The following is a 22,352-nucleotide window of genomic DNA, read 5'->3' as shown; positions in this document are numbered from 1 at the left end:
GATTATAAGGTCATGCGAGGAACAAGATGCCTACTCCCGCCAATGCCAGCAGCGTGCCAGCAATCCCGCGCACGCTCAGCTTCTCCTTGAAGACGAAATAGCCGATCGGCAGCAGGAAGATCGGCACCATGGCGATCAGCGTGCTGGCAACGCCCACCTCCGTATTCTGGATCGAAACCAAGGAGAGCCATACCCCGCTGATCGGGCCGAACAGCGCACCGATCAGCAGCAGCCCCAAAGCTTTGGGCTGGCTGCGCAGTGTGCGCAGCGTAGGCCTAACTTGGCGGCGCAGGATGGCAAACAGCCAAATGCTGCCCGTGGCCGCCAGCATGCGCATCACTTGTGCCGAAAGCGCCGGGAACTCACCCGCCAGGCCAAACTTGGCTGTGATCGTGCCCAGCGCCTGCCCCAGCGCCGCCAGGAAGGCGAAGCCGAGCCCGGCCAGATACACACGCCGCTCGGCATGGCCGCGCTCGCCGCCTTCTTGCTCCGAGACGACCCACAGTACACCGCCCAGACTCAGCAGCATGCCCAGCAATTGCAGCGCGCCGAGGGTTTCGCCGAAGAGGAAATAGCCCAGGATGGCCGCCACTACAGGGGCGGTGCTGAAGACCAGCATGGTGAGGCGCGCTCCCAACTGCACGAAGGCCTGGAACAACGCCGCATCGCCCAAGGTCAGGCCGATCACACCGGAGAGGCCCAGCCAGATCCAGCGCGTGTCCTCCGCCTGCGGGATCGGGCCACCATACAGCAGGGAGTGGATCATTAGCAGGATCAGGGTGGCCGCCAGCAAGCGCGTGCGGTTGACCACTTGTGAGCCCGCCAGGCGCGAGCTCAATGTAAAGAAGCTGGCGCCACCAGCAAAGAAAATCGCCGTCGCCAGCCCGGCCAACTCACCAATGAATCGCATGGGCATAGAAATCTCCGAAGCTGCAAGTATACGCTAGGGATAATTTATACTTGGGGGTCTATGCGCCCCAAAGATAGCCTGGTTTCCATCATTGTCCCTACCTATAACGAGAAAGAGCACATCACTGCCCTGATCGAAGCGTTGTATGCCGCCATCCCGGCCCCGCTGGAAGTCATCGTGGTGGATGATGCCTCACCGGATGGCACTGCCGATCTGGTGGCGGCGCTGCAGCATCCCAACCTGCGCCTGATCCGCCGCAAAGCGCGCGGCCTGGCCGCCGCTTTCCATCGCGGCATCCTTGAGGCGCGTGGCGATATTCTCGGCTGGATGGATGCCGACATGACCATGCCCGCGGCGGTGATGAACCAGCTGATCGAGCAGTTGGATCACGATCACATTGCTATCGGCTCGCGCTATGTGGAAGGCGGCAGCGATAACCGCCACCCCGTGCGCACCCTGGCCAGCCGCGCGATCAACGCCTTGGCGCGTATCGTGCTCAACAATGCGGTGCGCGATTACGACAGCGGTTTCATTGCCATTCGCCGAGAAGTGTTCGATTACGTCACCTTGATTCCTTTTGGGTACGGCGATTATTTCATTGAGTTTATCTACGATGCCCATCGCGCCGGCCTGCGCATCAAAGAGGTCGGCTATGCCTTTCGCGATCGCAGCGTGGGTGTGTCCAAATCGGCCCCTTCGCTGATCAGCTTTTTTATCACCGGGTTGCGCTATATCCTGCGGATCTTTAGCCTGCGCCTGCGTTTCCTCACCGGGCGAGATTAATGCAGGCGGCTGAATACCAGTATCTGCATGCTGCCGAGCAGCGCTTGTGGTGGCTGCGCGCGGTTCACTTGGCGGTGCGGCGCTTGCTGCCCACGCCTTCCGGCCAGCGCCTGCTGGAGCTGGGCTGTGGCACCGGCGGCCTGCTCAGCGCGCTGCAGCGTGCCGGCTACCAGGTCACCGGCTTGGATTACGCCAGCGAAGCCGTGCGCTTCAGCCAGGCGCGCCAGGTTGGCCCAGTGCTGCGCGCCAGCGGCAACCAGTTGCCCTTTGCCGCCAATAGCTTCGATCTGCTCACTTGCATTGATGTGCTCGAGGTCGGTTCGGTGAATCCGCACGAGTTGGTTGCGAATGCTCTGCGCGTGCTACGCCCCGGCGGCCAGGCCCTGTTCCTGATGGCCGCCCACCAGTGGCTCTACAGTGAGCACGACCGCGCGGTCAACTCCGTACGCCGCTTCAATCTCACGCAACTGCGCAGCCTGTTCGCCGGCCAGCCGGTGCAGTTTCTGCGGGGCAGCTATCTCTTCTTCCTTTTATTTCCTTTGATGGCCCTGCGCAAGCTGTTTAACAAACCCGGTCAAGGCGTCAGTCGCTCCGATGTGCGCCTTTTCCCTGGCCTAATCAATGAACCCTTATACTGGCTCTCGTGGTTGGAAATGCAAGTGCTGCGCTGGGTAAACTTACCCATCGGCACTTCCGTATTGGTGGTGGTGAGAAAAAATGACTGAACGAATCTGGTTGGATGCCCTGGAAGCTACGCGCCCCTACCAATGGCTGCGTTTGCAAATGAACCGTGGTCTGGTGAGCTTCCTGCAGCGCGCCGTGCTGGAAGGGCGCCAGGGGTTGCGCCTGGCCGAAGTAGCCTGCGGCAGCGGCTTTGCCGCGCACTTGCTCAGCCAGTTTCCGCAGGTGGGCCTGAGCATCGCCGCCGATCTAAACCTTGAGGATTACCGCCAGGCACACATTCCCGCGTTTCAGGCCGCCTTCCTGCTGACCGATCTATTCCGCCCGGCGATTCAACCCGAGTCGTTGGATTTAGTGTGGAACTCCTCTTCGATCGAGGAGATTGATAACCCCGAGCAGGCCGTGGCCTGCATGGCGCGCCTGGCCAAGCCTGGCGGCATGGTCTTCGTCGGGGTGCCTAGCCGGTACGGGCTGGCCGGGCTGCTGCGCCTGCTGCCCTCTGCGCGCACGCGCGCCTGGCTGGGGCGCGTGTACAGCCTGGCACAATTGCGCAGCCTGCTGGCCGGCGCCGGGCTGCAGCCGGTGCGCCACACCTCGTACCTGTTCGGTACATTTATTGGCGTACTGGCACAGAAAACCCGCTAGCATAGTGCACCATCAATTAGCCGTTAGAATTGCCCTATGACCCACCAAAATGAAGCAGTGATCATTGACGGCGTGCGCACCCCTATTGGCGCGCTCGGCGGCGTGCTGGCTGCGGTGCGCCCCGATGATATGGCTGCCTTGGTATTACAAGCCTTGGTGGCGCGCACCGGGGTGAACCCCGCTGAAGTGGAAGAAGTCTATATGGGCTGCGCCAACCAGGCCGGCGAAGACAACCGCAACGTGGCCCGCATGGCGGTGCTCCTGGCTAACTTCCCGGTAGAGGTGCCTGCGGTGACGCTTAACCGCCTGTGCGCCTCCGGCCTGAGCGCAGTCAACGCCGCGGCACGCGCCATCAAAGCCGGCGATGGCGATATGTACATCGCCGCCGGCGTGGAAAGCATGACGCGCTCACCCTATGCGGTGGCCAAGGCCGCCCAAGGCTACGAATATGGCAATGTGACCATGTGGGATACCACGCTGGGCTGGCGTTTCCCCAATGCCAAACTCAAAGAGATGTTCGGCAACGACTCGATGGGGGAGACGGCCGAAAATATCTACGATGCCACGCCGATCTCGCGTGAAGAGCAGGATCGCTTCGCCTTGCAAAGCCACCAGCGCGCCATCGCCGCGATGGATGCCGGGCGCTTCACAGATGAAATTGTGCCCGTGCCGGTGCCGCAGCGTAAGGGCGATCCGATTCTGGTGGCTACCGACGAGCGCCCACGCCGCGATACCAGCCTGGAGAGCCTGGCCAAGCTGCGCCCGGCCTTCCGCAAAGATGGCACGGTCACCGCAGGCAACTCCTCCGGCCTGAACGATGGCGCTTCGGCTCTCTTGCTCACCAGCGCTGAGAAGGCCGCCGCCCTCGGGCTCAAGCCGATGGCACGCATCGTCGCCTCGGCCGCCGCTGGCGTGCCGCCGCGCACCATGGGCATGGGCCCGGTGCCCGCCGTGCGCAAGGCGCTGGCTCGCGCCGGCCTGACCGTCAGCGACATCGGCCTGGTTGAGCTCAACGAAGCGTTCGCGGTGCAATCGCTGGCCGTGTTGCGCGAACTGGGCATCAGCGAAGAGATCACTAACGTGAATGGCGGCGCGATCGCCCTCGGACATCCACTGGGCTGCTCCGGGGCGCGCATTCTCACCACCTTGCTGCACGAAATGCGCCGCCGTGCCCCCAGCATGCCGCGGCCCTTCTATGGCCTGGCTACGTTGTGCGTCGGCGTGGGGCAGGGCGAAGCCACGATCGTGGAGTGGCTCGAGAGCTAATGGCGGCTGTGTTCAAGCTGCGAGATTCATTTTGGTTTCGGGCAGGCTTGACCGGTTTGGGGTTGATTGGCCTGGCAGCGGCTCTCGGCATCGTGCCGCGCTATCTGTTTGGCGAAGAATTTCTGCTCTTCCGCTATGCCGATGGCTACAATCACGAGCTTGCCTGGCAAATGTATTATCAAGACAACGGGCGCGCCATCGAAGCCCTGTATTGGAACTATCTCTATAAGCTGGTCGGCTACCAGCCTTTGCTCATCCATACACTGTCCTTCGTACTGCTGCTGGTGGTGGCTTTGCTGGCCACCCGGCTGCTGAGCCGCGTCTGGCCCAATGAGCGTCGCCCGAAGTACCTATTCGCATTGCTGGCTTTTGTGTTGTTCACCAATTGGATCTCGCTCCCCTTGGCCTTCAAGGTGTCCACCGATAATGGGCGCATCTCGCTGATCTTCTTCTTTTTGGCGGGCTTGGCGCTGCAAAACTGGGCGGCCGGCAAAAAAGTGCGCTGGCTGATTGCCAGCTTCTTGCTCTTCGTGCTTTCGATCATCACCTACGAGAATGCCTTGTTGCTCTTCCCCGGCCTGCTCTTGCTCGCTTGGCCGCTGGAGCGCGACAAGCGCCGCGGCCGTGCCTGGCAATATCTGGGTTTGGCCGTGTTCTCGGGCGTCTTCGGGCTGCTGCTGTTTCGCTTCTACGCCGCCCAGGCGGCCCAGGCCAGTGAGGCAATGGCCCACCCGGCCGTGAATTTGGGCGCAGCCTGGGAGATTGTGCAGCGCATTGCCGAGCGGCTGCCCGGCTATTTCTTCGGTATCCGCACTCCCTCGTGGTCAGCACCGCAGGCTATCTGGTTGGCGCTGATGCTCGCTGCGGTGATCCTGCTGCAACTGTTTGGCCTGGGGTTGCTGCTCAGCCAAGCCCGGCGCGGCGTGCCTCAGCCACGGCGCTTCTTCCTCGCCGCGGCGCTGATTTGGTTCTTTATTTTTGGCTTTGTTCCTTACGCCGCGGCGGGCTACGGCCCGGTGGGGCGCGTGTTCTCCTCCTCCGTCTTTGGGTTGATGCCCTTAGGGGTGCTGGCCTATCATCTGGCGAAGCCGGGGGTTTGGCGGGTGCTAGCCGCGGCCGTACTCGCCGTGCTGGTTTCATATAGCGGCGTAGAGAGCACGGCTCGTTACCAGTTTCTGGCCGAGCGCGAGCTGCCGGAAAATGTGCTCTATCGCGGCCTGCTGGAGGTTGTGCCGCAGGTGCAGCCGGGCACGGTGTTCATCTTTATCGATCGCGTGCTGAGCAATTCGGGCTGTGGCCCCAGCCTCGAAATGCTGTATGGCCAGCCTGATCTGCTGTGCGCGTTTCTCAGTACCGATCTGGCAGAATACTGGGCCATCCGCCATGAAGGCTATTTGGAAGCCAACCGCGGTGGCAATCTGCGCAAAGACAATTGGATCCTGATCGCATTGGATGCGCAGGGCCTGCCCTATGTAGTAGAGCAACTGACCCCAGGTGCTGACCGTGGCCTGCAGATCACCTGGGAGGACCCCACGCCGATCCGCACCAACCGCGAGCACATCGTGCCGGGGCCGAAACCTGCCAGCCGCTTCTACTTGAACCTGCTGCAGCGCGCCCCCCAGTTGGGCGCGCGGCCCTAAGCCGGGCTAGTGCCCGCCGGCCAGCGCCTCGAGGCCCAGCTTGGCAATGCAGCTGGGGCGCGGGTGCACCGCGTCGTAGAATTCGCTGGCATCGCAACCCAGCGCCGCTGGGTCATACGAACCCACCACCGTGATGCCGTGTCGAGCCGCGAAGCTATGCAAGTATTGCTCAACTGCTTGTGCGCCGGGCTGCATGGCGTCTGCTGCGTACATCGCAGGCGGATAGGGGGCTAAGAAGAACACCACCTCCACGCCTTCGGCTTGCAAGCCGGCCACAAAAGTTTCGAACACCTGCATAAAGAACGGATCGAGCTGGTTGAATGGGCTCAGATTATCTACCGCCGTGCTCACTAGCTTCTGCAGTTCAGCCGCGCTGCGCTTCTCTTCTTCGTCTCCATAGACGCGCGAGCCATCGCTAAGCTTGAGCACCTCGCCGGTATGGCTGCGCTCGGTGAAGTAATAGCTGTTTTCTCGATTGGCCCAGCGAAGCGACTCTTGCAAATACGGCAGCGAAAACAAGGCGGAGTATTTCTCCACGTCCAGGCTGCGCCAGTACTCGTCCAGGCCATGGTCGATCCCCAGGCGGTCTAGCGCTTGGAAGTATTCGCTGGCCAGGCTGCGCCAGCGTGTTTGCCCATTCTGGCGGTTAAACACCCAGGGGCTGATATCCAGGATCACTGTTTTCGGCCTGTGCCCATTGTTGCGCATCACTTGATCGATGGCGAGGAAATCTTCCACGCTGCCTCCGGCCACCGCGGCGTTGTACAGGCGCTGGCCGGGGAAATAGCTTGCCCGCACCAGCATGCTGCGGCTGGAGCCTAAGACAACCATGTCCGGCGTTTGTTGCAGGCCGGCAAAGTAGAATTTTTGCAACAAGCGATGATCATAATTCAAGATATTGGCAATGTTTTGCTCGTTGAGCATGGCCTGCGCCATCTCGCGCTCCACGCGGCCGGTGCCAAACAGCAGCGAGGGGTCCACTACATAATTCACCAGGCCTACCAACAGGAAGACGGGCACAAATAACAAGGCGAGTTTGCTGAGCAGACGTTTCATGGCTAAAACTGAAAGTAAATGAATCCGGATGCGCCGTACATGCCCAAAAAGGCAATCGCCACCACCAGCAAGTAATACACTGCCCAGCGCGGCACCCGGCCGAGCCGGTTCAGGCGCTCCAACAGATCCTGCTGGCTTTGCATGCGATCCAGCAGCCAAAGTAAGGGCAGGCTGATCAGCACGATCACCAGGCTGGAGAGGCTAAAGCCCATGTGCACCAACGCGTCTTTGAAAAAGGCCGGCGAGGTGAGGTTGGCGGCCCAGGCTGGCAGGTTGCTGAACAGATGGGTGACGATATATCCGGCGTCGTTCAGATCAGCGGCACGGAAGAAGATCCACGCAAAGCTCACCGCGGTGAAGGTGGCGATGGTCTTGGCTGCCTCCAGCCAGGGCGAGGAAGGCGCCGGCGCCCCAGGGCGCTTGAGCCACAATTCCACGATCATGAATAGGCCATGCAAAGCACCCCACACCGCAAAGGTCCACGCCGCGCCATGCCACAGCCCGCTGATCGCGAAGGTGGTGAAGAGCGCTAGCCAGCGCCAGCGCGGCGAGCGCAGTTTGCGCGCCAGTGGGAAATATAAATAATCGCGTAGCCAGGTGGAGAGCGAGATGTGCCAGCGTTGCCAGAACTCGGTCACTGAACGTGAGAAGTACGGCTGTTTGAAATTCTCGCTCAGGCGGATGCCAAAGAGCTGCGCCGTGCCGAGGGCAATATCCGTATAGCCGGAGAAGTCGTAATAAATTTGCCAGGCGTACAGCAGCGTGGCCAGCATCAACTGCGGCCCGTCAAAGGCGCGCACATTGCCATACACCGTGCCCACGATCACGGCCAGGCGGTCGGCAACCACCAGCTTCTTGAAGAAACCAAACGCCATGCGCTTTAAACCGTCTGTCACGCGGGCGTAGTCAAAACCTTGCCCGGCTTCGAACTGCGGCATGGTGTGCTGCGGGCGCTCGATCGGCCCGGCCAGTAGCTGCGGGAAGAACAACAGGTACAGCGCCACAGTGTGCAGCTTGCGCGCCGCCGGGAAGCGCCCCGCATGCACTTCGCTCAGATAGCTGATCGACATCAGCGTCTGGTACGAGAGGCCCACCGGCGCCAGCCAGCCGGACGCCGTGAAGTCGCGGCCCAGCAGGCTGCTCAGATTTTCACCGAGGAAGTTGTTGTACTTGAGCCACAGTAAGGCCAGCAGGTGTATCGCGATCAGGCTCAGGTACAGCCCGCGCCGCTTGGCCACCGGGCTGCGTTCCAGCGCCAGCGCACCCCAATAGTCCAGCAGGCTGAGCGCTAGCGCCAGCAACACATACACTGGGATAAAGCTCATGTAAAAATACACGCTCGCCAGCAGCAGGGCCGCCCAGCGATGGCGCGGGGGCAATGCAAAGTAGACCAGCGCTAACAGCGGTATGAAGACGGCGAACTGCAGTGAAGCAAACTGCATGTACTTTTAACCGGCCATCGCTTGCTTGAACGCCGCCAGGGCCGGCACCGGGGTGGGGTCGTAGCCATAGCCCATCGCCAGATAGAAGCTGACGTAATCGCCATAGTGCAGCGCCGTCCACAGGTTGGCCATGCGCGTGTCCCCTTGTGCGCGGATCATGTCGGTGTTCTGGCCCTCCACCATCACCGCGTTGCGGGTAAGCTCGGTGCGCTTGCGGTTGCGTGCATCATCCTGCGCGGCCAGCAGGAACAGCGCCATGCTGGCGTTGAATTGCGCTTCGGGCTGCATTAGCCCTTGCAAAGCGTTGTGATTGGTCTCAGGAATGACTTCAAAGCTGGCGGCGGCCTTTGAATTCTCGTTGAGCTGCGCCTTCCAGCGGCGCGCCACCGGCGCCATCAGGCCGGCGCCGTATATCGTGACCCAGCGGCCGATCAGTTGGCCGCCCATGCGTTTTGCAGGGTTTTGCGTGTCGGGCACCTCGGGGAGGAAGGCGGCCTGTTGCGCCTGCATCGCCGCCACCGCGCCAGCCAGCTCGGCGCCTGGGTCAGGCAACAGGCCCAGCCGCGCCACCAGCGCCAGCAGCAAGCCGAACGAGTAGCCCACGGCGGTGCGCGGCTGGCCCTTGTGCTCGAACTGCCACAGGGGGTGGCCATCTTGCTGGGCCAGGGCAGCTAACTTGCCGCCGGTGCACACCACCAGAATTTTGCTGCCGGCGGCCTTGGCGGCCGTGTAGGCAGCCAAGGTTTCCTCGGTGTTGCCGGAGTGTGAAGAGCACACCACCAACGTATCGGCGTTCACCCAGGCCGGCAGGCCATAGTCACGATGGGTGACCAGGCTGGCCTGCAACTGCGGCTCGGCGTAGGCCGCCAGCAGATCGGCGCCGATGGCCGAGCCACCCATGCCTGCCACCACGATCTGGCGGATGCCCGCCCACGCCGGCAGGGCCAGGCGTTGGCCCAGCGCCCAGGCGGCCGCCAACTGCTCGGGCAGGCCGTTGATATGGCCGATCATGTTCTCGGGGTCTTGCTGCTTCATCAAGTCAAGGTCATTCAGATTCATCGTCAATACGTTCCTTGCGGAGTTGTTCGAGGAGGGTATACACCTGGCTGCGCGGCCAACCGCTCTCGGCGGCCACCTGCTTGGCCAATTGGGAGGGCGGCGTAGTGGCCAGCCCGGCCTGCAGCAGTGATTTTACTTGCTCTTCGCCCCAGGCTTGTGGCTGCGTTTCGGCGCCTGCCACCACCAGGGTGAATTCGCCGCGGGCCGGCTGCTTGGCGTAGAATGCCGCGGCTTCGCTCAGCGTGCCGCGGAAGAAGCGCTCGTATAGCTTGGTGAGTTCGGCGGCCACCGCCACGTGGCGTTCACCCAGCACGCGCTGCAGGTCGGCCAATGCGGCGCTCAAGCGGTGCGGGCTCTCCAGCCAGATCAGCGTGTAGGGCAGGGCGGCCACCTGCTCGATCGCGGCGCGGCGCTCGCTGGCTTTGGCCGGCAGGTAGCCGAGATATACGAAGTGATCGCTGGGCAGGCCGCTGGCCGCCAGCGCCGCCACCGGGGCGCTGGGCCCGGGCACCGGGCTGACCTGGTGCCCGGCCTGCAAGGCCGCCCGCACCAGCAGGTAGCCGGGGTCGTTGATGCCGGGCATGCCCGCATCGGAGATCAGGGCTACATCGCCGGCGGCCAGCGCGGCCAGCACGCGCTCCAGCTTGCTAAGCTGGTTGTGCTCGTAATAGCTGGTCAGCGGGGTGTGGATCTCAAAATGGGTCAGTAGCTTGCGGCTATGGCGGGTATCTTCGGCGGCGATGAGTTGCACTTCGCGCAGCACACGTATCGCCCGCGGGCTCATATCTTCAAGGTTGCCGATGGGCGTGGCGACAAGAAATAAAATCGACATAGATCGAAACCACTACCGATTCGGTCAAGCACTTTCGTCTGACGAGGGGCTGACCGATCGATCGATGGATCACTTTTCTTCTTCGCTGAGGATCTTTTTCATACGGTGGGCCAGTTTGCGCCGCTCCAGCAGGACGCGGCGGCCACAGCCCAGGCACACCAGGCCAATATCTGCACCCAGGCGCACCACCTTCCAATCGGTGCTGCCGCACGGGTGTACTTTGTGCAAACGTACTACATCGTCGAGCTTGAGTTCCGGCAGCATGGTGTGCGGGGTATGGTATCACGGCGTGCGGGCTGGTTATAATCCTGCCATGTTCGGTCTCAGCCCCTCAGAATTGATCGCGCGGGCCATCGTATTGGTGGTGGCCTTCACTGTGCATGAATTTGCGCACGCCTTTGCCGCAGATCGCCTCGGCGACGATACCCCGCGCTCGCAAGGGCGTCTGACGCTCAACCCGCTGGCGCACCTTGATCCGATCGGCTCGCTGTTACTATTGATCGCCGGCATCGGCTGGGCCAAGCCGGTGATGGTCAACCCCGCCGCCCTCGAGCGCCGCCACCCCGCCGCGCCGATGCTGGTGGCGCTGGCCGGCCCGCTGAGCAACTTCCTGCTGGCGCTGCTGGCGGCGATTCCTTTTCAGATGAATTGGGTGGTGATGGATCTGCGTGCCGGCGCGTTGCTGCCTACGGCCTTCCAGTTGCTCGATGCGTTCGTCTATATCAACTTGCTGTTGATGCTGTTCAACCTGATCCCGGTGTTTCCTCTGGATGGCGAGAAGATCTTCACCTTCTTTCTGCCGCCCAGCGGCAAAGCCTTCATGGAACGCATCCGCCCCTATGGCTCGCTGATCTTGTTGGCGGCGATCTTCCTGTTGCCGCGCTTGGGCATCGATGTGCTGGGCTATTTGGTGTGGCAGCCGATGATCCAGCTCTACCGCGTGCTAATGGGCGGCTAGCCCGCTAGGGCAGTAGCAGCACTTCCACTGCAATAAAACGGGTCGGCATTTCCCCTGCAGCGGCGTACTCACTGAGCGCAATTTGCACCCAGGTAGGCTCGCTTACCGTCAGGGCCAGGCTGGTTGCGAAGGCATTCGCGCCGCTGGCCGTGGGCTGCGGGTAGACGCTGCCGGCCGCCAGCACGCGGCCATTGCGCCCAATCGCCGTGATGCTCAGTGGCTGCGTGCCGGCGCTATCGCCCTGGATTAGGATGCGCCCACTGCTCAGGCTTTGGCCTGCGCTGGGCTGGCTCAGTTGCAGCGCGGGGCGCTCTTCCGGCGCGTGCAGGCTGGGGCTGCCTTCGGCCAGCAGGGTCACCGCCAGCGAGCGCAGCGCCTGGGTGCGGCCGTAGGCGTCTTGTGTGCGCAGCACCAGGCGTGCCGGCTGCGGGCTGCGGCTGATCTCAAACGGCAGGCTCACATGTAGGGAGCTATCCACCACTGGCAGCACCTGGCGTGCCAGAATGCGGCCGCTGGCGTCCAGCAGGCTCACTTCGGCATGGTCCATTGCCCCGCCGGCCAGCGTAGCGTGCAGTTGGATGGGGGAGGTGAGCACCGAATCCGGCCCCGGGCTGCGTACATCGATAGTATCAATATCTATTGCAATAGTTCCTGTTTTTGCAATAAAAATTGTTTGCGTGGCAGCGACGGCCGGTGCCAGGCTGGCCGTGGGTAGCGCGGCGGGCGGTGTTAACGCGGCTGGCTGCCCGCAGCGTGCTACCAACAGCAGACTGAGGGCAGCCAGAAAAATGCGCATAGCGGGCCGGGCCGTGACGCTAGGCGAGGGCAGACCACACTTCGAGTTTGGTGCCGACGCGTTGGATGATCTCATCGGTGAAGGCTTTGGTGCCCAGGTGCCCGCCCAGATCGGTGGTGGCGTGCCCGCTGTGGATCGCTTCGAAGACGGCTTCGTAGATCGCCCGTGAGGCTTGTTCGTAGGCCTTGCCCGGCGCATAGCTGAGCAGCGCGCCCAGCGCCAGGATCATGCCCATCGGGTTGGCGATGTCTTTGCCTTCCAGCGCAGGGGCGGTGCCGTGCGGCGCTTCGGCCATCACCGCTTTCACACTCTGTGTCGCGCTATCCACCGCCAGCACCAGGCTCTCTGAGCCGGCAATGCTGCCAAACATCTGCAGGATCAGATCGGAGAGCAGATCGCCATCGCGGTTGAGCGCCGGGATCACCAGCGCCTGGCCGTTGGCCTGCAACAGCAAGGCCAGCGTGGCGTCGATCAGCAAGGGGCGGTACTCCACCTCTGGATGGCGCTGGGCGGCGGCGTCCATCTCTTCTTTGAACATGCCTTCATAGATCGGGCTGACGGTAAACTTCGGCCCGCCGAACACGGTGGCGCCGTTCTTCTTGGCGTACAAGAAGGCAAACTCGGCCACCGCCTGGCAGGTGGAGCGGTGGATCTGCGAAGTGCGGTAGGCCACCTCGTCACCATCCACGCTCTCGCGCCATTCTTTGGCGCCATAGGCATCTTCCACCGCCATGCGCGCCACGGCGATCGGGGCGTGCACACCGGCCACCGGCAGCACATTGGGGATGCGCCGGCCGGTGCGCAGGATCACCTGTGCCTTCATCGTGTTGCGCAGGATCGCATTCGGGCTGCCCAGGCTGCCGCTCTCCGGGGTGATCGTCGCAGCCTTGAGGCCGTAGCGGCCCGCCACCATCGCTTCTCCGGCGGCGTGCACCACTGCGTTCTGCGTGGCTTCGCGGTTCTGCAGGCTCAGATCGAAATGTTGAAAATCAAAGGTGACGCCCAGCGCATCGGCTACGCGCAGGGTTTCTTGCAATAATTCCTCGCCAGTCTGGTCCCCATGCATGACAACCAAGGGGAGGGGTTCATTTTTTTGGAGCGTACTCACCAATTACCTCTAACAATGCTTGCAGACGAATGGGTTTTTCCAGCGAGGCCACCGCGCCACTGGCGCGTGCCTCGGACTGGATTTCGCTTAAATTCAGGGCCGAAAGCGTAACGATCGGAATGTTACGCGTATCGGGCGCCGTGTGCAGCTGCTGGATCATTTCCAGGCTGCGCCGGCCGTTCAGATTCACATCGGTAACGATCAGATCCGGGCGCGCCTCCTGCGCCAGGCGCAGGGCCTCCTCTTCGCTGGCGGCGGTAATCGCCTGGTGGCCCATGATGGTAGCTGCCTGGGTGAGCAGCTTACGTGTCAACGGCTCATCGTCAACGAAGAGGATATTTGCCATAAGGCACCAATGATACCTGATAGGGCCAGCCCGCTGGCCGCCGGCAACAAAAAGAGCCGGCATTTTGCCGGCTCTTTTTTGTATGCTGGTGCGCTATAGGCCGTAGATGTCGCTGAACTTGCTTTCCAGATAGCGAATGTAGGTATCGCCGTTGATCTTCTCGCCGGTGATGCGCTGCACCATCTCTTGCGGTTCAAACTTGGCCCCCGGGGCGTGGATGTGCTGGTTGAGCCAGTGCAGCAGGGGGGCAAACTCGGCGCTGCGAATCTTGTCGTCCAGGCCGGGGATGTCGCGATGGGCTACTTCCCACAGTTGCGCCGAGACAAGGTTGCCCAGCGCATAGGTGGAGAAATAGCCCATCAGCCCGAACGACCAGTGCACGTCTTGCAGCACGCCTTCCCGGTCATTCGGCGGGGTCACCCCCAGATACTGCTGGAACATTTCGTTCCAGTACATCGGCAGCTTGTGCACTTCGGCTTCGCCTTCCATCAAGGCGATCTCCAGCTCGAGGCGCAGCATGATGTGCAGGTTGTAGGTGGCTTCGTCGGCCTCGACGCGAATATACGAAGGCGCCACTTTGTTGATCGCCTTGTAGAAGCTTTCCATCTGCACCCCCTTAAGCTGCTGCGGGAAGACCTGCTGCAGTTTGGGGAAGTAGTGCTCCCAGAAGGGTTTGGAACGGCCCACCAGGTTCTCCCACAGGCGCGATTGTGATTCGCCGATCGCCAGCGAGGGGCTGTTGTACAGCGGCGTGCGCTTCAGGCTCTCTGCCATGCCTTGGGCGTGCATGGCGTGCCCCGCTTCGTGCAGGGTGCCGAAGAAAAAGGGATTGAAGAAATCGGGATACACCCGCGTGGTGATGCGGTGATCGCCCCAGCCCAGCGTGGTTTGGAAGGGGTGGGTGGTTTTGGAGAGATTGCCCTGCGCCCAGTCGTAACCGAAATCGGTGATGACGTTGACGCCAAACGCCCACTGGTCAGGCTCGGCGAAGGGTTGGTGCAACACGGAGTCATCCACCTGCTGGGCCGCGGCGATGCGCTTGATCAGCTCAACCTGCTTGGGGCGGATATCGCTGAAGATTGCCTTGACGTCAGCCGTCTTCATCCCCGGCTCGTATTCATCCAGCACCGGGTCATAGACGTGCTCGTAGGGGGCGAACAGCTCGGCGTAGCGCCGTGACCAATCGACCAGCTTCTCCAGGTGCGGCTCAAAGATGGCGAATTGCGATGTGCTGCGCGCTTCCATCCAGGCCTGGTTGCCCATCGTGGTCAGCTCGGCGCGTTCCACCACCATCGCTGACGGCAGCTTGGTGGCCTTGTCGAAGCTGCGCCGCGTCACCTTCACCAGGCGCGCTTCATCTGAATCCGGGTCCCAACTGCCGGCTTGCTTCTCCAGCGCCTCCAGCAGCGTGCCCACCTGTGCGGCGGTGAACTTTTCATGGGCCAGCTTGTCCAGCGTGCCCTGCGCCTGGCCGCGTGCTTCGGCGCCCTTGGGCGGCATATAGGTCTGCTGGTCCCAGCTCAGCACGGCGCTGGCATTTTGCAGATCATTGACCTCGGCCAGAATATCTTTCAACGCTTGCAATTCTTTGCTCATCGTTCTCTCCGTAACCCCGGTAGGGGAATCAGTGCACTTGCCAGCGGATCGGCTGGCCCAGCAGCACATTGGCTACTTCGTCAGCCACATCTGCGGCGGCGCGGGTCTGCGCCTCGGCGGTTTGGGCGCCCATGTGGGGCGTGGCGATCACTTGCGGGTGGGTGACCAGGGCGCTGGCGCCCGGCGGCTCGGTGGCAAACACATCCAGCGCCGCTCCGGCCACCTGGCCGCGCGCCAGCGCGTTCAGCAGCGCGTCCTCGTCGATCACGCCGCCGCGCGCCGCGCAGATCAGGTACACGCCGCGCTTCATCTGTGCGAAGGTGCTTTCGTTTAGCATGCCGCGCGTTTCAGGCAGCAGTGGCAGGTGCAGGGTGAGCACATCGCTCTCGGCATACACCGCCTCCAGCTTGGCGGCCAGGGCACCGCGCGTCGTGATCGTGGCGTCATCCAAAAAGGGGTCGTAGGCCATCACGCGCATATCAAACGCCGCGGCACGCCGCGCCACCTGGGCCCCGATGTTGCCCATGCCCAGCACGCCCAGCGTCTTGCCCGCCAGCTCGGCGCCCTCAAAGGATTTTTTATCCCAGGCCCCGGCCTTCATGCTGGCATCGGCGCGCGGGATGCTGCGCAGCAGCGCCAGCATCAGCGCCAGGGTCAGCTCGGCTACCGCCACGCTGGTGGAAACCGGCGTATTCACCACCACCACGCCCTGCGCCTTGGCAGCCGCCAGATCGATATTGTCTACGCCTACGCCGGCACGGCCTACCACTTTGAGCGCCGGGGCGGCGGCCAGCAGGGCCGCGGTGACCTTGGTGCGGCTGCGCACGATCAGCCCGGCATACTGCGGCAGGAGTGCTTGCAACTCCTCGGCGGAGATGCCCGCCCGGTCATCCGCCTGCAGGCCGGCGGCCTCCAGGCGCGCCAGTGCTTGCGGGGCGAGTGAATCGGCGATGAGTACTTTCATAACCATACACTTCCTTGAATAGTGGCGAAGATAGAGGGATTGTAAGCGCGTTTAGCGGCGGGCTTGTTTGGCGCAGGCTCAGTGTAGAATCAGCGCACTTCGCTCATCTCTGGAGTTCTATGCCACGCTCACTTCACTCTGCTTTGTTGGTGCTCGCCCTGGCGGTTTTGGCCTGTTCGCTGGGCGGCGTGCTGCCCAGTGCCGCGGCGCAAAGCACCCCGGCCCCCAGCGCCGCCTCCGCCTTCAGCCCGGCGCCGCTGCAAAACGACGAGGGCGGCGTGGTGACGATCAGCGGCTCGCTGGCCTACTCGTACCCCTTCTTTACCGATGGCGTGGCCGAGCCACTGGTGATCCTCGAAGACCAGGCAGGCTTCATTGATCGCGACCGCGGCTACCTGATGCCGGTGGCCTCACAAGTGATGGGCCAGATCACCTCCGATTTTTACGCCTCCCCGTTCACCTACAGCCTCTCGCTGCCCATCGAGCCGCAAGGCGGTTGGCGCGATGTGGACCAGGACGGCGAAGCCGACCCGGGCGTGCTGGTCTTCGCCACCGCCTACTGGACCAATAGTTTTGGCGATCCGTTTCTGGAGAAGCGCGATCTGGCAGGCGGCGGCTGGTCCACCGCCTACGCCTCCACGCGCACCAGCGAAGAGGCCGCCACCGAACGCGAATACATTGGCGGCAAGCTATTGGTGTACGCCGGCGATGATCAGCAGGGCTTCCCCGCAGGCTTCGGCGCGGATGGCAAGCTGTTCACTGCCGATGACCCGATCGTAGGCCTGCCGCGGGGCTATACCCTGGTGGATATGGATACGGCGCCGTTTACGTTTGACCGTTCGCGTGCGGTGGTGATGGACCTGCTCGAACCGGCCGGTGCCGCCCTGGACGATTTCTCGGATCTGGGCTTTCTGGATGCCTTCGATGAAATGCTGCTGATGATGCGCCAGGAGTATGCTTTCACCGAGCTCAAGGGCCTGGATTGGGACGCGCTCAACGCCAGCTTCCGGCCGCGCTTTGAACAGGCCCAGCAAGCCAATGACCTGGATGCTTACTACTTCGCCATGCGCGATTTTCTTTGGTCGATCCCCGATGGCCACATCGGCTTCACGTTCCCGGATACGCTGAACCGCCAGTTCAACCGTGAGATCGCTACCGGGCTGGGCCTCTCGCTGCGTGACACCAGCGATGGCCGCGTGCTGGTGACCTATCTAACCCCCGGCGGGCCGGCTGAGCAGGCCGGCATTCAGCTCGGCGCAGAGGTCACCCGCCTGAATGGCCTGCCGATCGACGAGGCGATTGACCAGGCGGTTGCCTGGTCGGCCCCGTTCAGCACGCCGCACACCCAGCGCCTGCAGCAGCTGCGCTATGCCGTGCGCTTTCCAGACATCATGGATGTTGAGCTGGGCTACCAGAACCCCGGCGGGCAGCCGGAAACCACCACCCTGCGCACCATGCAGGAGTACACCAGCTTCAACCAATCCTCGCTCAGCAGCCAGCTCAGCGGTTTTGAATTGCCGGTCGAATTCACCATACTGGAGAATGGCTATGGCTATGTGGCGATTTACTCCTTCTTCGATAATGAGCTGCTCACCGTACAGTTATGGGAGCGCATGATCAACGTGCTCAATGCCAATGCCGTGCCCGGCTTGATCATCGATCTGCGCAATAACGGTGGCGGTTTCGGCTTCCTGGCTGATCAAATGTCGGCTTACTTCTTCCGTGAGGAGATGGCGATTGGCTACGGCGCCGCCTGGGATGAGAGCCTGGGTGATTTTTACACCGACCCGAATACGCCGCAGATGCTCTATCCGCCCAGTGCAGATATGCAATACGACGGCCGCATCGCCGTGCTGGTCTCACCCAACTGTGCCAGCGCCTGCGAATTCTTTGCCCACAACATGACCCTGCAGCAGCGTGCTGTCATTGTGGGCCAGTACCCCACCGCCGGGCTTGGCGGCGGCGTGAAAGATTTTGAAATGCCCGGCAATATGACCGTGCGCTTCCCCATCGCCCGCCCGCTGGATTTGGATGGCCATGTCATCATCGAGAATGTGGGCGTGGTGCCGGATGTGCTGGTGCCAGTCGATGAGGCCACACTGTTCAGCACGGGTGACCCCGTGCTGGAAGCGGGCATCGAAGCGCTACAACGCTAAGCGCGATAACAAAAGAGCGGCATAGCCGCTCTTTTTATTTGCTGCGGCCCGCAGCGAGGCCCGCGTCCAGCGCACGTACTTCGGCCAGGCAGGCATCATCATTGGGGTTTGGTTGGTAGCGCGTGCCATACCAGATGTGCAGAATTTCGCTGGCCAGCGCCGGCGTGGTGGTGCGCAGCGCCAGGCAGAGGATATTGGCATCGTTCCACAGCCGCGCCCCGCGGGCCGTCTCGGCATCCGCACACAAAGCGGCCCGGATGCCGGCTACTTTGTTGGCGGCGATACTCACCCCGGTGCCCGTCCAGCACAGCAGAATGCCCTCATCGGCCTGGCCGCTGGCTACCGCTTCGGCTACCCGGCGGGCAGCCTGCGGCCACAACGCCGCCGGCAGCAGCTCGGCCTGGTGGCCGTGTTGCTGCAACCACGCCGCCAGATGCGCCAGCAGCGGGCTGGCTTCGTCACTGCCCACGAATACTTTCATCACAGAGATTCTAACCCGGTCAGTTTCTCAGCTAGTCGAACAGTCGAAGCGACTCGCTGGGTGACCAATCGGCTAGTCAATTTTTGTTCCCTCTAACTTCAACAACCAGCGTTTCGTCTCCAGCCCGCCAAAGCCACCGTAGCCCGCCAGGCGGCCATCGCTGCCGATGATGCGATGGCAGGGGATGATGAACGAGATTGGGTTGCGGGCCTGCACGCCGCCCACGGCGCGGGCGGCCAGGGGCCGGCCCACCGCCGCGGCAATCTCGCCATAGGACGCGGTCTGGCCAAACGGCACCGTCATCACCGCTTGGCGCACCGCGATCTGAAAGGCGCTCATGCCGTGCCAGTCCACCGCCAGCTCAAATTGCTGGCGCTGGCCATCCAGGAATTCGGCGATTTGTTGCAGCACCGCCGCCACCGCCGCCGCATCGGGCACCAGGTGGGCCGGCCCGCGCTCCACGGCATGGGCGCAAAACTCAGCTTCGTCCATCCCGTAGGCGGCGGCCCACACCCCGCTGACGCTGGCCGCGGCCCACAGCAGGCCGAACCGGCGATGGGGGCGGGCGGCGTAATACACCAGCGGGCCAGGTGTCGAAGTCTGCATATGTAGTAGTTAACTCGCTAGCGGCAAATTTGTGAAGGGCTATCTAGCCCCAGGGTACTAGCGCCAAGTGCGCAGTGGGAGTAGGGTAATCGTAGGGTAAGCGTCAAGCACGGCCGCGCGTGATTATCTATCATGTAGGGCGTAAGGGCGATTTTCTCTCTTCTTCTCCTCCTTAGTGAGAGCCGGGCGGCGTACCCGGCTCTTTCACTTTTAAAGGCAGAGTGGGCAGGGAGCAGGGAGCAGTGACCAGCAACCAGTAATCGAGTAATCACTAGTCCCTAATCCCTAATCCCTAATCCCTGATCCCTAATCCCTGATCACTCATCACTGGTGACTGGTCACTCCTCACTTCCTCACCCCTCACTTGACCTTCCCCACTTCCCCGTACCGAAAACAATCCACCAAATGATCGTTCACCATGCCGGTGGCCTGCATATAGGCATAGCAGATCGTGGGGCCAACAAAGCGAAAGCCGCGTGTTTTGAGGTCCTTGCTCATCGCTTGCGATTGTGCCGTTTCGGCGGGAATATCCTTGAGCGTCTTGCGTTGGTTTTGTAGTGGCTCGCCGCCCACAAATTGCCAGATGTACTCATCAAAGCTGCCGAATTCATCCTGCACAGCCAGGAAGGCCTGGGCGTTGCCGATCGCCGCGTTGATCTTGGCCCGGTTGCGGATGATGCCTGGGTTGGCCAGCAGCTCGGCTACTTTGGCTTCGCCGTAGGCGGCCACCTTCTTGGCGTCAAAGTTGTCAAAGGCGGCGCGGTAGGCTTCGCGCTTGCGCAATACTGTGATCCAGCTCAACCCGGCCTGGGCGCCTTCGAGGATGAGCATCTCGAACAGGCGGCGCTCGTCGTGCAGGGGAGCGCCCCATTCTTCGTCATGGTACTGGATATACTGCGGGTCATCGCCGTGCCAGCCACAGCGCGTCTGCGCGCTCACTTGGGGCGCAACTCGTCTAGCGTGACCTGCAACTCGTCTTGGCGCACAAAGGAGGCGGTGGGGAACTGGCTGCGCAGCTTGTGGCGCAGGTCCTCGCTCCCGCCCACGAACACCATGGGGATGTAGCGCGTGGCCTTGATCTGCGCCAGGTATTCGGCGGTGGCGCGGCTGTGGGAGGGCTTGTGCTCCAGATCGAAGACGAGCACATGCGGCGGCGCGGCCTTGACCGCCTGGCTGCCGCGCCCGCCGTCCAGCCATTCCAGCGCCACATCCCAGCCCCAATCGCTGATGGTCTGAGCGGTGGCCTCGGCTTCCGCCTGGCTCCATACGAAGACGAAAACACTGCCTGTAGTCATGGCTTGAATCATAATCCACAAGACCAACCACAAAGACACGAAGATCACAAAGAAACCCCAATCGTAGAAATCTTTATCTCTCAAACTTTGTGTCCTTTGTGCCTTTGTGGTTCGCGCTTTTTGCGGCGCGCCGTATAATCCTGCCCATGTCCAACGCCACGCGCCAGATCGCTCGCGGCGCCGCCAGCGTCATGGCGGCGTTTGTGCTCAATAGCCTGATGGGCTTGCTGCGCCAGGTGCTTATCACCCGCGCCTTTGGCACCGATGCCGCCCTGGATGCTTTTTACGCCGCCTCGCGCCTGCCCGAGATCTTGTTCAACCTCGTTGCCGGCGGGGCGCTGGCTTCGGCTTTCATCCCTACCTTCACCGGCTTGCTCGAGAATAAAAAGCAAGCCGAAGCCTGGCAACTGGCCTCGGCAATTGCCAACCTGCTCTTGCTGGTGATGGTAGCCCTCTCGCTGTTGGCCTGGCTGTTCGCCCCTCAACTGGTCAGCCAGGTGTTGGTGCCCAGTTTTGACCCGGCCCAGCAAGCGCTCACCGTCCAGCTTTTGCGCATCCAGCTGCTTACCCCGGTGATCTTCGGCCTGAGTGGCTTGTTGATGGGGGTGCTCAACGCCCATCAAAGCTTCTTCCTACCCACCATCGCCCCCAGCATGCTGTGGCTGGGCATTATCGTCAGCATTTTTGCTTTCGTGCCGCGCCTGGGCATTCACGGCCTGGCCTGGGGTGCGGTGCTCGGCGCGCTGCTGCACCTGGGCGTGCAGCTGCCGGCCTTGCTGCGCCTCAAACCGAGCTACTCCCCCCAACTGGGGCTGCACTTGGCGCAGGTGCGCCAGGTGGGCCGCCTGATGGCGCCGCGCCTGCTCGGCGTGGCGGTGGTGCAGCTCAATTTCCTGGTGAATACGATCATGGCCTCGGGGATGGCTGCCGGCAGCCTGGCGGCGATCACCGTGGCTTTCTCGGTGATGCTGATGCCGCAGCAAGCCATTGGCCAGGCGATCGCCATCGCCGCCTTGCCCACCTTCTCGGCCCAGTATGCGCGCGGCGATATGGCCGGGCTGCGGAGTGCCCTGGCCAGCGCCCTGCGCAGCATGCTCTTTCTGGCTCTGCCGGCCAGCATTGGCCTCATCGTGCTGCGTGTGCCGGTCGTGGCGCTGCTGTTCCAGCGCGGCGCCTTTGGCTCCCACGATACGCAGTTGGTGGCCTGGGCGCTGCTGTGGTACGCGGCGGGTTTGGTGGGCCACTGCATGGTGGAGATTGCCTCGCGTGCGTTTTACGCCCTGCAAGATACGCGCACCCCGGTGCTGGTGGGCATGGGCGCCATGGGCCTCAACGTGGTGTTCAGCTTGCTGCTGCCCGGCGCGTTTGCCCGCACCGGCTGGATGCCGCACGGCGGCCTGGCGCTGGCCAACTCCATCGCCACTGCTATCGAGATGCTGGTGCTGCTGTGGCTGCTGCGCAGCCGCCTGCGCGGGCTGGAAGCGGGGCGCCTGCTGCGCGGCCTGGGCCAATCGCTACTTTCCAGCCTGATCATGCTCGGTGCGCTGTGGGCCTGGCTGGGCGCGGCTAACCTGCAGCCGGTGTGGCTACAGGCCTTGGGCGGCATCGTGGTGGGGGCGGCGGGCTATGCGCTCACTGCCTGGCTGCTGCGCGTGCCCGAGCTGACCTGGCTGTCTGGCCGCCTGCTGCAGCGCCTGCGCAGCGCCTTCAAACGTTAAGGCAGCACCGCATC

22 protein-coding genes are annotated in these 22,352 nt (G+C 62.6%); 8 read left to right on the top strand and 14 right to left on the bottom strand.

The annotated features are described in order from the left end of the window. Positions 1 to 10: 10 nt before the first annotated feature. Positions 11 to 916: a DMT family transporter gene (locus KF821_03750; protein MBX3004925.1), complete on the bottom strand. Its 906-nt coding sequence runs from the start codon at positions 914 to 916 to the stop codon at positions 11 to 13. A gap of 54 nt (positions 917 to 970) precedes the next feature. Between KF821_03750 and KF821_03745 the strand changes: the two genes are divergently transcribed. From KF821_03745 to KF821_03725, 5 genes are read left to right on the top strand one after another with little or no spacing between them, the layout of a single operon-like run. Further along, the gene (locus tag KF821_03745; GenBank protein ID MBX3004924.1) at positions 971 to 1,693 is read left to right on the top strand and encodes a glycosyltransferase; all 723 of its coding nucleotides are present in this window, start codon (positions 971 to 973) and stop codon (positions 1,691 to 1,693) included. Further along, positions 1,693 to 2,418 carry a methyltransferase domain-containing protein gene (locus KF821_03740; GenBank protein ID MBX3004923.1) on the top strand — a complete coding sequence of 242 codons (726 nt, stop codon included), beginning with the start codon at positions 1,693 to 1,695 and terminating at the stop codon, positions 2,416 to 2,418. Before KF821_03745 ends, KF821_03740 begins: the two co-directional genes overlap by 1 nt. Further along, positions 2,411 to 3,019: a methyltransferase domain-containing protein gene (locus KF821_03735; protein ID MBX3004922.1), complete on the top strand. Its 609-nt coding sequence runs from the start codon at positions 2,411 to 2,413 to the stop codon at positions 3,017 to 3,019. The genes KF821_03740 and KF821_03735 overlap by 8 nt, the downstream gene beginning before the upstream one ends. A 36-nt stretch (positions 3,020 to 3,055) precedes the next feature. After that, the gene (locus KF821_03730) at positions 3,056 to 4,285 is read left to right on the top strand and encodes an acetyl-CoA C-acetyltransferase (protein ID MBX3004921.1); all 1,230 of its coding nucleotides are present in this window, start codon (positions 3,056 to 3,058) and stop codon (positions 4,283 to 4,285) included. Further along, positions 4,285 to 5,925 carry a hypothetical protein gene (locus tag KF821_03725; GenBank protein MBX3004920.1) on the top strand — a complete coding sequence of 547 codons (1,641 nt, stop codon included), beginning with the start codon at positions 4,285 to 4,287 and terminating at the stop codon, positions 5,923 to 5,925. Before KF821_03730 ends, KF821_03725 begins: the two co-directional genes overlap by 1 nt. A gap of 6 nt (positions 5,926 to 5,931) precedes the next feature. On the opposite strand, the gene KF821_03720 is transcribed toward KF821_03725, so the two are convergent. From KF821_03720 to KF821_03700, 5 genes are all read right to left on the bottom strand, one after another. Further along, the gene (locus tag KF821_03720) at positions 5,932 to 6,981 is read right to left on the bottom strand and encodes a DUF1574 family protein (protein MBX3004919.1); all 1,050 of its coding nucleotides are present in this window, start codon (positions 6,979 to 6,981) and stop codon (positions 5,932 to 5,934) included. Between the two features lie 2 nt (positions 6,982 to 6,983). After that, entirely contained in the window at positions 6,984 to 8,423 is a 1,440-nt protein-coding gene (locus tag KF821_03715) for an MBOAT family protein (GenBank protein MBX3004918.1), read from the bottom strand. A gap of 6 nt (positions 8,424 to 8,429) precedes the next feature. Further along, on the bottom strand, positions 8,430 to 9,482 hold the full coding sequence (locus KF821_03710) for a bifunctional phosphoglucose/phosphomannose isomerase (protein ID MBX3004917.1): 1,053 nt from the start codon (positions 9,480 to 9,482) through the stop codon (positions 8,430 to 8,432). After that, positions 9,469 to 10,314 (bottom strand): 16S rRNA (cytidine(1402)-2'-O)-methyltransferase, encoded by an 846-nt coding sequence (gene rsmI, locus KF821_03705; protein MBX3004916.1) that lies wholly within the window; start codon positions 10,312 to 10,314, stop codon positions 9,469 to 9,471. The genes KF821_03710 and rsmI overlap by 14 nt, the downstream gene beginning before the upstream one ends. A 69-nt stretch (positions 10,315 to 10,383) precedes the next feature. Continuing rightward, the gene (locus KF821_03700; protein MBX3004915.1) at positions 10,384 to 10,578 is read right to left on the bottom strand and encodes a DUF951 domain-containing protein; all 195 of its coding nucleotides are present in this window, start codon (positions 10,576 to 10,578) and stop codon (positions 10,384 to 10,386) included. Positions 10,579 to 10,627: 49 nt separating this feature from the next. Here KF821_03700 and KF821_03695 point away from each other — a divergent pair, with 49 nt between their 5' ends. Continuing rightward, positions 10,628 to 11,272: a site-2 protease family protein gene (locus KF821_03695; GenBank protein ID MBX3004914.1), complete on the top strand. Its 645-nt coding sequence runs from the start codon at positions 10,628 to 10,630 to the stop codon at positions 11,270 to 11,272. A gap of 4 nt (positions 11,273 to 11,276) precedes the next feature. On the opposite strand, the gene KF821_03690 is transcribed toward KF821_03695, so the two are convergent. The 5 genes from KF821_03690 to KF821_03670 form a co-directional block, all read right to left on the bottom strand. Continuing rightward, entirely contained in the window at positions 11,277 to 12,068 is a 792-nt protein-coding gene (locus KF821_03690; GenBank protein MBX3004913.1) for a hypothetical protein, read from the bottom strand. Positions 12,069 to 12,087: 19 nt separating this feature from the next. Next, positions 12,088 to 13,104, bottom strand: coding sequence for a hypothetical protein (locus tag KF821_03685; GenBank protein MBX3004912.1), 1,017 nt, complete (start codon positions 13,102 to 13,104; stop codon positions 12,088 to 12,090). Between the two features lie 49 nt (positions 13,105 to 13,153). Further along, positions 13,154 to 13,522, bottom strand: coding sequence for a response regulator (locus KF821_03680; protein ID MBX3004911.1), 369 nt, complete (start codon positions 13,520 to 13,522; stop codon positions 13,154 to 13,156). Between the two features lie 93 nt (positions 13,523 to 13,615). Then, the gene (locus tag KF821_03675) at positions 13,616 to 15,118 is read right to left on the bottom strand and encodes a carboxypeptidase M32 (protein MBX3004910.1); all 1,503 of its coding nucleotides are present in this window, start codon (positions 15,116 to 15,118) and stop codon (positions 13,616 to 13,618) included. Positions 15,119 to 15,146: 28 nt separating this feature from the next. Further along, positions 15,147 to 16,082, bottom strand: a complete 936-nt coding sequence (locus KF821_03670; GenBank protein MBX3004909.1) for a hydroxyacid dehydrogenase — start codon at positions 16,080 to 16,082, stop codon at positions 15,147 to 15,149. A 119-nt stretch (positions 16,083 to 16,201) separates the two neighbouring features. On the opposite strand from KF821_03670, the gene KF821_03665 reads away from it, so the two are divergent. Beyond that, a complete protein-coding gene (locus tag KF821_03665; protein ID MBX3004908.1) occupies positions 16,202 to 18,238 on the top strand; it encodes a hypothetical protein in 2,037 nt (678 codons plus the stop codon). Between the two features lie 34 nt (positions 18,239 to 18,272). On the opposite strand, the gene KF821_03660 is transcribed toward KF821_03665, so the two are convergent. From KF821_03660 to KF821_03650, 3 genes are all read right to left on the bottom strand, one after another. Beyond that, the gene (locus tag KF821_03660; GenBank protein MBX3004907.1) at positions 18,273 to 18,719 is read right to left on the bottom strand and encodes an RpiB/LacA/LacB family sugar-phosphate isomerase; all 447 of its coding nucleotides are present in this window, start codon (positions 18,717 to 18,719) and stop codon (positions 18,273 to 18,275) included. 72 nt (positions 18,720 to 18,791) lie between these two features. After that, positions 18,792 to 19,325, bottom strand: a complete 534-nt coding sequence (locus KF821_03655) for a methylated-DNA--[protein]-cysteine S-methyltransferase (protein ID MBX3004906.1) — start codon at positions 19,323 to 19,325, stop codon at positions 18,792 to 18,794. Between the two features lie 360 nt (positions 19,326 to 19,685). Then, on the bottom strand, positions 19,686 to 20,522 hold the full coding sequence (locus KF821_03650; GenBank protein ID MBX3004905.1) for a DNA-3-methyladenine glycosylase I: 837 nt from the start codon (positions 20,520 to 20,522) through the stop codon (positions 19,686 to 19,688). A gap of 244 nt (positions 20,523 to 20,766) precedes the next feature. Here KF821_03650 and murJ point away from each other — a divergent pair, with 244 nt between their 5' ends. Beyond that, positions 20,767 to 22,338, top strand: a complete 1,572-nt coding sequence (gene murJ / locus KF821_03645) for a murein biosynthesis integral membrane protein MurJ (GenBank protein ID MBX3004904.1) — start codon at positions 20,767 to 20,769, stop codon at positions 22,336 to 22,338. The last annotated feature ends 14 nt before the right edge of the window (positions 22,339 to 22,352 follow it).

Source organism: Anaerolineales bacterium (genome assembly GCA_019637755.1).
Classification (GTDB): Bacteria; Chloroflexota; Anaerolineae; order Anaerolineales; family UBA11579; genus JAMCZK01.
This window is presented reverse-complemented; position numbering and strand designations above follow the sequence as displayed.